Raw genomic sequence first — 8,914 nt, 5'->3', positions numbered from 1 at the left:
AGTTGGCCGCGTTCCTCATCGGTGAGCGTCAGCGTTTTGGCTTTGCGGGACATGGCGAGGCTTTCGGGAGGTGGGGGTGGCAAGTATACGCGCATAAGTCGGAGGACTTATCCGGAAGCGCTTAGCGGCCCCCTCGGCTGCCCCCCTTGTCCCAGTTATAACGCGCCGTTCTTTGCCAGCGGGTCTGTGGCTGGGGAAAGGTCTTGCCAGAAACGGGCGGACGTTGCGGCGTGGCCACCTTTGGACTGGCTTTGGCATGTGGTCGGTCAGAAGGTGTCGGCTTGGTGGTCATCAGGAAAGCTCGGAGAGGGGAGGGGAGCGCTATGGTAGACTGCTGCTTGATTTTAACGCTCAAGAGGCCGCCATGTCCGGCAATACCTTCGGCACCCTGTTTGCCGTGACTTCTTTTGGTGAGTCGCACGGGCCGGCGATCGGCTGCGTGGTCGATGGCTGCCCACCTGGACTTGCAATCAGTGAGACCGATATTCAGGCCGATCTGGATCGCCGCAAGCCGGGCACCTCGCGGCATGTGACGCAGCGGCGTGAGCCCGATACCGTTGAGATTCTGTCGGGAGTCTTTGCCGGCCGAACCACGGGCACACCGATTGCTCTCCTGATCCGCAACCAGGATCAGCGCAGCAAGGACTACGGCAACCTCACCGAGACCTTCCGTCCGGGACATGCCGACTATGTTTACACGCAGAAATACGGTTTTCGCGACCATCGTGGTGGCGGTCGCTCCTCGGCGCGTGAGACGGCCGTTCGCGTCGCTGCCGGGGCGATTGCTCGCAAGTGGCTGGCAGAACGTTACGGCGTCTGCATCCGCGGCTGGATGAGTCAGCTTGGTCCGATCGAGATCCCTTTCGTCGCCACCGATGAGATCGATGGCAATGCCTTCTTTGCCCCGAACGCGGCGATCGTTGCGCAACTCGAGCAGTACATGGACGGGTTGCGCAAGTCCGGCGATTCAGTGGGGGCGAAGATCACGGTCACGGCAACGGGTGTTCCACCGGGCTGGGGGGAACCGGTTTATGGCCGTCTCGATGCCGAGATTGCCTATGCGATGATGGGTATCAATGCGGTCAAGGGGGTCGAAATTGGCGCCGGTTTTGCCTGCGTCTCTCAGAAGGGTAGCGAACATGGTGACGAAATGACACCGCAGGGCTTTCTCAGCAATCATGCCGGCGGTGTGCTCGGAGGTATTTCGAGTGGCCAGGATCTGGTCGTCAATCTGGCGATCAAGCCGACCTCGAGCATTCGCTTGCCGCGCCGCTCGGTGACCCTCGACGGCCAGCCGATGGTCGTCGCAACGCAGGGTCGACACGACCCTTGCGTGGGCATCCGCGCGACACCGATTGCCGAGGCCATGCTGGCCCTGGTGTTGATCGATCAGGCCCTGCGGCATCGTGCCCAGTGCGCCGACGTGGTCTGCTCGATGCCGGCGATTCCGGCGCGTCCGGTGGGGTGACGGGCAGACTTGGCAATGGGTATAATCGCGTTGTCCGGTCACGCATGGGGCGGGCCGGAACCAGCCACAGGGGCGATGATTATGCAAGTTGAGCACCACGACCTTCACCATGAGTTTCCCGAGTATTTGGATTACATTCACTCGCTGAAAACGGCAAGCGAGCAGTTTGGTCACCTGTACGACGAGTACCATCAACTGACCAAAGAGGTCGAGCGGCTCGAAGAAGAAGACCTGCCGGTCGACGACTTCACCATCGAGAACATGAAGAAGCAACGCGTTTGGCTGAAGGACCAGATGTACCGAATGCTGGTCGCACACAAGAAGAACGGCGTCTGATCCGATCGACGCCGGTGTCGTCGGATGCATCCGGTAGAATTGCCAGATGCATGACCTGCCCTACTGGCGACTTTCCGGCTACTACTTCTTCTATTTCGCTTTCGTCGGCGCGTTTTCGCCTTATTTCGGGCTCTATCTCCAGTCGCTGTCGTTTTCGGCCTGGGACATTGGCCTGCTGATGTCGCAAATGCAGCTGATGCGCCTTTGTGCGCCCTATCTATGGGGCGCGCTCGCGGATCGTCTGGCGCAGCGGGTGGGGATCGTTCGTCTTGCGGCTCTGCTCAGCCTGCTCGGGTTTTCGGCCTTTTTTATCGTGCAGAGCTTTGTGGCGATGCTGGTCGCCATGGCCTTGCTGGCCTTTTTCTGGAGTGCCGCGCTGCCGCTGGTCGAAACCGTGACTTTCGACCATCTGCGTGACAAGCCTGGCCATTACAGCCGCATCCGCCTATGGGGATCGATCGGCTTCATCGTCGCCGTCATGGGAACCGGTGCGCTGCTGGACAGTATGCCCTTGCCCAGGCTGCTATGGGTGATCGTCGGCACGCTGGCCGGCATTCTGGTCTGCGCGCTGGTGGTCCCCGAAGTGGCGCCGTATGGATCGGCAGATCAGCAGCTCCCGGTGGCCACGATCCTCCGCCAGGCGCGTGTCCGGGCACTGTTTGCCGCGTGTTTTCTGATGTCGGCAGCGCATGGCGCGCTCTATGTGTTCTACTCGATCCACCTTGCCGATCATCACTACAGCAAGCTCCTGGTCGGCTGCCTGTGGTCACTCGGCGTCCTTGCCGAAATTGGCGTCTTCTTTTTCATGGCCGCCATGCAGCGCAGCCTTGGCCTGCGGGTTATTCTTCTCCTCAGTTTTGCGGCAACGGTATTGCGTTTCCTGATGATCGGCTGGTGCATCGAGTGGCTGTCGGTGATCATTCTCGCGCAACTCCTGCACGGGCTGACCTTCGGCGCTTATCATGCAGCAGCGATTGCCGCAGTCAATCGTTGGTTCCCAGGACACTGCCAGGCGCGCGGACAAGCGCTGTACTCAAGTATCTCGTTTGGCGCCGGCGGCCTGCTCGGCAGTCTGCTCAGCGGCTGGACCTGGGACCGCCTGGGGGCCGGGCTGACCTATACCTTGAGTTCGGTATTTGCTGCCGCTGGCTTGATTTTCGTGGTGCTGTGGGTGAAACGCAGCGATCTCGATGAGGTCTGCGAGAAACGCCCCCTACGCGTGGCCCGACGTTGATGTGAAAGTCGCGTCAGCGACTCACGAGCAGCAGTGATTCTGACGTTCTCATGGAAACCGCTATGGGCCTTGGGGAGAGGGTCTGCTGGCACCGGGGAAACGGTCAAAAAAAGCGTCGTTCGTCAGAAAATGGCCTAAGATGGTCAGCCCGCAACCACTGGTAAGGAGACAGAGATGCACATCGGAGTACCCAGAGAAATCAAGAACCACGAATACCGCGTTGGTCTGACCCCGTCATCGGTCCGGGAAATGGTCGCCCACGGCCATCAGGTGACGGTTGAAACCGGCGCCGGCAAAGGCATCGGCGCCACCGACGAGGTCTACCGGAAGGCTGGCGCGGCCATTGCACCGACCGCTGCGGAGATTTTTGCCCGTGCCGAAATGATCGTCAAGGTCAAGGAACCGCAGGCCGAAGAGCGTGCGATGTTGCGCGAAGGACAGATTCTCTATACCTATCTGCATCTTGCGCCCGATCCGGCGCAGTGTGCCGATCTGGTCAAGAGCGGTGCGGTCTGCATCGCCTACGAAACGGTCACACAGGCTGGCGGTGGCCTGCCACTGCTGGCACCGATGTCTGAAGTCGCCGGCCGCCTGTCGGTCCAGGCCGGTGCCTACTGCCTCGAAAAAGCGCATGGCGGCATGGGTGTCCTGCTCGGCGGCGTCGCCGGCGTGCCGTCGGCCAGGATTGTCATTCTCGGTGGCGGTGTCGTCGGCTCGAATGCAGCGCAGATCGCAGTCGGCAGCGGTGCCCAGGTGGTGGTCATTGATCGCAACATTGATGTGCTGCGGCGCATGGATCGCCTGCTCGGCGCGCGCGTGATCACTGTCTTTTCCAACCGGGACAACGTCGAGCAGCATGTGCTGCGCGCCGATCTGGTCATCGGTGGCGTGCTGATCCCTGGCGCCGCCGCACCCAAGCTGGTGACCCGCCAGATGGTCGAAGCGATGAAGCCGGGTTCGGTGATCGTCGACGTCGCCATCGACCAGGGCGGCTGCTGCGAAACGGCCAAGGCGACGACGCATGCCAATCCGACCTACCTGGTCGGCAACGTCGTGCATTACTGCGTCGCCAACATGCCGGGCGGCGTGCCGCGCACCTCGACCTATGCGCTCAATAACGCGACCCTGCCCTTTGCACTGCAGATCGCCGACAAGGGCTGGAGGCAGGCGCTTCAGGACGACGAACACCTGCGCAATGGTCTCAACGTCGCCCTCGGAAAAGTCACCTGCCGTGAGGTCGCCGAGGACCTTGACTACGACTATCATGAGGCGCTGTCGGTGATCGCCGGCTAACGGTCATGGCTTTTCCAGGCGATCCCGATCTGAAAGTGATGACCGTTTCCCTCTCCCCCGACCTCTCTTCCGCGAGAGGAGAGGGGAGGTTCGTGAGTCGCTGATACGACTTTCACATTAACGGTCATGACTGTTTCGACGAAAGAATAGGAATTTCAATCGTCTGCCGACAGCAGGCCGCGCTGCTCGACGGCCTGCAGCAACCTGCCGTACGGCGGTCTGAACCTTTGCCATCGCGGGCAGATCCAGCCCGTGGGCCGGGCGAAAAACCACGCGACCTTTTGCATCGGCCTCGAAAACGCCATCCCCCACGAATGCCAGCCATGCCTTTCAGGACAAGCTCAAGGCGTACGGCATGACCTGCTCGATGAGCCGGGAAGGAAACTGCTGGGACCATGCGCCGACGGAGAACGGGTTCAACCGCTTCAAGAACGAGCGGCTGCAGGGTGTTCACGACGCGACGCCTGCCGAGATCAAGGCTGCTGCCTGTGAATACATCGAGGTTTTTGACAACCGGAAGCGCCAGCATTCGACCCTCGGCTACCAGTCGCCCGTTCAGTTCCTGGAGAACTGGATCAGCGAGCAGCGTCAGGAAAAGGGGGTAGCATGAAATCCGTCCTTACTATGGAAGTCGTGAGCGACTCTCGAATCTCCCCTCCCCCCTCGCGGGGGAGGGGTCTTGGGAGAGGGAAACGGTCATGACTTTCATCATTGGGGGTATCTTGCAAAGTCATGACCGTTTGGCAGACGAAAAACCGAGGGAACCTCAGGGCGTGCGGGCATCGGCAGACGTGCGCGGTCGCAGGGAGGGCGAATTATCGCGCAAGGGCTGCTCGCCGGGAACCGGCAAAAATCATCCGCTGTTCCGCAGCCCCGCAGCGACGCCGTTGATCGTCATGTGGATGCCGCGACGCACCCGCTCGTCGGATTCCCCCGCGCGGTGCCGGCGCAGCAGTTCGACCTGCAGGTGGTTCAGCGGGTCCATGTACGGGAAGCGGTTGCGGATCGAACGCTGCAGCAGCGGGTTCATCTCCAGGAGTTCTCGCTGCTCCATGATCTCGAGCAGGGCTTTGCGGGTGGCAGCCCATTCGGCGGCGATGCGGCCGAAGATTCGCTCGCGCAGGTCCGCATCCACGACCAGTCCGGCGTAGCGGCGGGCAATGCCAAGATCGCTCTTGGCGAGAACCATGTCCATATTGGACATCAGCGTGCGGAAGAACGGCCACTGGCGGTACATGGCGCGCAACTGATCGAGCGCGTCCGGGGTCTCGCGCGACCAGGCCTCGATCGCGCTGCCGAACCCGTACCAGCCGGGCAGCATCAGTCGGCATTGCGCCCAGCTGAACACCCAGGGAATTGCTCGCAGGTCTTCGATGCGGTCGGAGGCCTTGCGCGAGGCGGGGCGGCTGCCAATGTTGAGGCCGGCAATCTCGGACAGCGGGGTCGATTCCCGGAAATACTCGGTGAATCCCGGCGTCTCGTAGACGAGTTCGCGGTAGGCGCGGAAGGCGAGGGCGGACAGGCGCTCCATCGCAGTGCGGAAGGATTGCGTCGGGGCGCCGGTGCCTTCGTGGTCGACCAGCGTCGCTTCCAGGGTGGCGCAGGCGAGCACTTCGAGATTGCGCCGGCCGACTTCCGGGTGCGCGTATTTGGAGGCGATCACCTCACCCTGCTCGGTGATGCGGATCTGGCCGGAAACGGCACCTGCCGGCTGGGCGAGGATGGCCTCGTACGACGGTCCGCCGCCGCGGCCGACGCTGCCGCCGCGGCCATGGAACAGGCGCAGGCGCACGCCGTGCCGCCGGAACACCTCCGACAGGCCGACTTCGGCCTGGTAGAGTTCCCAGCCCGAGGTGAGGAAGCCGCCGTCCTTGTTGCTGTCGGAGTAGCCGAGCATGATCTCCTGCTCTTCGCGCTTCGAGCCGACCAGCGCCCGGTAGCGCGGTAGCGACAGGATGCGGTTCATCACGGCCGGCGCCCGGCGCAGGTCGTCGATGGTCTCGAACAGCGGGATGATGTTTACATCGAGGCGGGCCGCGCCGACCGGCACGCCGCCCGGGTGGAGCAGTCCGGCCTCCTTGAGCAGTACCGCGAGTTCCAGCAGGTCGGAAATTCCGTCGGTCTTCGAGATGATGGCGTTGGGCAGTGCCGCATCGCCGTAGAGGCGCCGCAGCTCGAACGCGGCGAAGAAGATGGCGAGCTCGCCGCGCGTTTCCTCGCTGTATTCGAGATGCGGCGAATACAGCAGGCGCGGTGATGCCAGCTCGTCGACCAGCAGCGCGATCCGGCCGTCCTCGTCGAGTGCACGGTAGTCGGCGCACCGGCCGCAGCGGGCAAGGAGTTCGGCGACCGTGCGCTCGTGGACGTCGGAGTTCTGACGCAGGTCGATCGGAGCGAGGTGGAAGCCGAACACCTCGACCGCCCGGATCAGCCGGCGCAGCCGGCCGCCGGCGAGCCGCGCGCCGCCGTTGCCTTGCAGCGAACCGGACAGGATGCGCAGGTCGGCGGCGAAGTCGGCAGGCGTCGCGTAGGGCACGGCCTCGCCGACCGCGTGGCGGAGCGCCTCGTGCCGGTCCAGCGTCCGGCTGGTCGCGGCGAGGCGCGCGTAGATGCCGGTGAGGGCACGCCGGTAGGGTTCGTCCGATCGTTGCGGACTCTTGTCGAGCGACGCGGTTGCGAGGGCCGCCAGTTCCGGCGAAACGCGGGCGAGCAGTTCGGAGAGCGGCAATTCGCCGCCGAGCGCGTGGATTTCGGCGAAATAGTGGTCGAAGACCGCCGACGACTGCAGTCGCAAGGCTTCACGCAGGACATCGGCCGTGACGAAGGGATTGCCGTCGCGGTCGCCCCCGATCCAGCTGCCGATGCGGAAGAACGACGGCAGGGCCCAGGGCTTGTCCTCGGGACGCCGGCGCGCGAGCTTGTCCTCGAATTCGCAGTAAAGACGTGGCAGTTCGGTAAAGAAGGTTTCATCGAAATAGCTGATGCCGTTCTTCACCTCGTCGATGACCGCCAGCCGGGTCGGTCGCAGGATGCGGGTCTGCCACAGGGTCAGCACCAGGCGCCGCAGGGCGTTTTCGCTGTCGGCCCGCTCGTCCGGCGTCATGCGCAGGCGGTCGCGCGAATCCAGCAGGCGCGCGATGTCGTGCTGGCAGGACAGGATGCTTTTGCGGCTCACCTCGGTCGGGTGCGCGGTGAGCACCGGCGAGACGAGTAGCCGCTCGATGGTGGCGCGCAAGGTCGCGGCATCGATTCCCGCCCGGTCGAGGCTGCCCAGCAGGAAGTCGAAGCTCCCTTCGCGCGGGGTCGATTCCTTGGATTCGTGGATCCGGCGGCGGCGGATGTGGTGCTGGTCTTCGGCAATGTTGGCCAGGTGCAGGAAATAGGTGAAGGCGCGGATGATCGACTGCGCGGTGTCCCGGCGCAACCCATCGAGGAGGGCCTCAAGACCGGCACGCACGCTCTCGTCCTGGTGCTGGGCGTAGAGGATCGATTCCTGGCGGATGCGCTCCACGATGTCGAAGACGGGGTCGCCCTCCTGCTCCCGAACCGTATCGCCGAGTACCCTCCCGAGCAGGCGGATGTCGTCGAAAAGTGGCGCATCCTTGTCACTCGGGACCTGGATGTCGATGGTGGAGGAGTTCATCGCGGGAAAGATCGGAAGTCCAACGGATGCTGGGGAGTCTATGACGGCCGATGCATGGCCGTCAAGCGTGGATCGGACTGCGAGAACACGAGGAAGAGCAGCCGAGGAGCGGCCCAAGCTCATGCCTTTGGCCAGGGTTGGCAGTCGAAGCCCGTCTTTGTGGTCTATGGGTTCGGGCGGCGGCGGAGTTTCACGCCCACCGGGTCCGCGGGACGAGCGGCGACCAGGAGAGGCGTTGATCGAATTCGTATTCGGGACGAGACCAACCAGGGGTTTGCGCGCGCTGGAGGAACGCGGCATCGAGATTCCGTTCCCGCAGCGCGACCTGCACATCCGCTCGCTGCCAGAAGGCATGGCGGCTGCCGGGAGGCGCCTGCAAGGGGGGTAGAAACGGAGCGCTGAGCCAACGGCCATGACCGTCAAGAAACCCCTCGATAGTGAAGGTTATCAGCGTTTCCCTCGTCGCCGGCGTTTCTCCTGCGCACGGCAAAAATTCGCAAGGCGGGACTCCGGGCTACATCGAATGAGGAACCGACTGGAACATCGGCATCGACAACATCCGCTTCGACGTGATCCGTGACCCATCTGCACCGGTTCCCGAGCCGGGTTCGCTGGTGCTGTTGGCGACGGCGATCAGTCTTGCCATGGCCGGGCAACGCCGCCGCGTAGTGCGTCACTGACTCGGGCCAGCGGGCGAGGCCGGCGGCATCGGCCGCGCGGCGCCGGGCGAATCGGCACCCTGGCTTACAGCGGACGCTTGACGGTCAGCGCGCCGCGAATCTGACCCTTGGCGTAACCGGTTGCGCGGTCGTCGGGGTAGTGCCCGGAAAGTGTCCGGCGCAGGTCTGCATCGAGACCGTCGACGGGACCGTGGCAGCTGAGGCAGACTTCGCTGACCGGCAGCGCCTTCATGTAACGCAGCACCGGACGACCGTTGGTG

At 63.5% G+C, this 8,914-nt stretch carries 10 protein-coding genes; 7 read left to right on the top strand and 3 right to left on the bottom strand.

Going from position 1 to position 8,914, the window contains the following annotated elements; all coding sequences use genetic code 11:
* Positions 1–364: 364 nt before the first annotated feature.
* The 5 genes from aroC to V5B39_RS20745 all read left to right on the top strand — a co-directional run bounded on the left by aroC (position 365) and on the right by V5B39_RS20745 (position 4,941).
* A complete protein-coding gene (aroC, locus tag V5B39_RS20765) occupies positions 365–1,468 on the top strand; it encodes a chorismate synthase (RefSeq protein ID WP_332344740.1) in 1,104 nt (367 codons plus the stop codon).
* Between the two features lie 81 nt (positions 1,469–1,549).
* Positions 1,550–1,804, top strand: a complete 255-nt coding sequence (locus tag V5B39_RS20760) for a YdcH family protein (RefSeq protein ID WP_332344739.1) — start codon at positions 1,550–1,552, stop codon at positions 1,802–1,804.
* A 46-nt stretch (positions 1,805–1,850) separates the two neighbouring features.
* Complete coding sequence (locus V5B39_RS20755) at positions 1,851–3,038, top strand: MFS transporter (protein WP_332344738.1); 1,188 nt, start codon at positions 1,851–1,853, stop codon at positions 3,036–3,038.
* Positions 3,039–3,212: 174 nt separating this feature from the next.
* Complete coding sequence (gene ald, locus V5B39_RS20750; RefSeq protein ID WP_332344737.1) at positions 3,213–4,331, top strand: alanine dehydrogenase; 1,119 nt, start codon at positions 3,213–3,215, stop codon at positions 4,329–4,331.
* Positions 4,332–4,686: 355 nt separating this feature from the next.
* Positions 4,687–4,941 (top strand): IS3 family transposase, encoded by a 255-nt coding sequence (locus V5B39_RS20745; protein WP_332344736.1) that lies wholly within the window; start codon positions 4,687–4,689, stop codon positions 4,939–4,941.
* A gap of 243 nt (positions 4,942–5,184) precedes the next feature.
* Here the strand turns inward: V5B39_RS20745 and ppc are convergent, their stop codons facing one another.
* Positions 5,185–7,974 carry a phosphoenolpyruvate carboxylase gene (gene ppc / locus V5B39_RS20740; protein WP_332344735.1) on the bottom strand — a complete coding sequence of 930 codons (2,790 nt, stop codon included), beginning with the start codon at positions 7,972–7,974 and terminating at the stop codon, positions 5,185–5,187.
* Positions 7,975–8,209: 235 nt separating this feature from the next.
* On the opposite strand from ppc, the gene V5B39_RS20735 reads away from it, so the two are divergent.
* Positions 8,210–8,362, top strand: coding sequence for a hypothetical protein (locus tag V5B39_RS20735; RefSeq protein WP_332344734.1), 153 nt, complete (start codon positions 8,210–8,212; stop codon positions 8,360–8,362).
* Between the two features lie 126 nt (positions 8,363–8,488).
* On the opposite strand, the gene V5B39_RS20730 is transcribed toward V5B39_RS20735, so the two are convergent.
* Positions 8,489–8,620 (bottom strand): hypothetical protein, encoded by a 132-nt coding sequence (locus tag V5B39_RS20730; RefSeq protein WP_332344733.1) that lies wholly within the window; start codon positions 8,618–8,620, stop codon positions 8,489–8,491.
* Between V5B39_RS20730 and V5B39_RS22350 the strand changes: the two genes are divergently transcribed.
* Positions 8,595–8,654: a hypothetical protein gene (locus V5B39_RS22350; RefSeq protein ID WP_434735742.1), complete on the top strand. Its 60-nt coding sequence runs from the start codon at positions 8,595–8,597 to the stop codon at positions 8,652–8,654. The two genes, V5B39_RS20730 and V5B39_RS22350, sit on opposite strands and share 26 nt — an antisense overlap.
* Positions 8,655–8,718: 64 nt before the next feature.
* On the opposite strand, the gene V5B39_RS20725 is transcribed toward V5B39_RS22350, so the two are convergent.
* A partial coding sequence (locus V5B39_RS20725) for a c-type heme family protein (RefSeq protein ID WP_332344732.1) occupies positions 8,719–8,914 on the bottom strand: 196 nt, incomplete at its 5' end.

The sequence above is a fragment of the Accumulibacter sp. genome (assembly GCF_036625275.1).
In the GTDB taxonomy this organism is placed as follows: Bacteria; Pseudomonadota; Gammaproteobacteria; order Burkholderiales; family Rhodocyclaceae; genus Accumulibacter.
The sequence above is the reverse complement of the archived record's forward strand: the minus strand, read 5'-3'. Positions and strand labels throughout refer to the sequence as shown.

Excerpts from the sequence above, each read along its gene's own strand:
- ppc (WP_332344735.1), bottom strand. The coding sequence starts at position 7,974 with ATGAACTCCTCCACCATCGACATCCAGGTCCCGAGTGACAAGGATGCG.
- V5B39_RS20755 (WP_332344738.1), top strand. The coding sequence starts at position 1,851 with ATGCATGACCTGCCCTACTGGCGACTTTCCGGCTACTACTTCTTCTAT.
- aroC (WP_332344740.1), top strand. The coding sequence starts at position 365 with ATGTCCGGCAATACCTTCGGCACCCTGTTTGCCGTGACTTCTTTTGGT.
- V5B39_RS20730 (WP_332344733.1), bottom strand. The coding sequence starts at position 8,620 with ATGGCAAGACTGATCGCCGTCGCCAACAGCACCAGCGAACCCGGCTCG.
- V5B39_RS20745 (WP_332344736.1), top strand. The coding sequence starts at position 4,687 with ATGACCTGCTCGATGAGCCGGGAAGGAAACTGCTGGGACCATGCGCCG.
- ald (WP_332344737.1), top strand. The coding sequence starts at position 3,213 with ATGCACATCGGAGTACCCAGAGAAATCAAGAACCACGAATACCGCGTT.
- V5B39_RS20760 (WP_332344739.1), top strand. The coding sequence starts at position 1,550 with ATGCAAGTTGAGCACCACGACCTTCACCATGAGTTTCCCGAGTATTTG.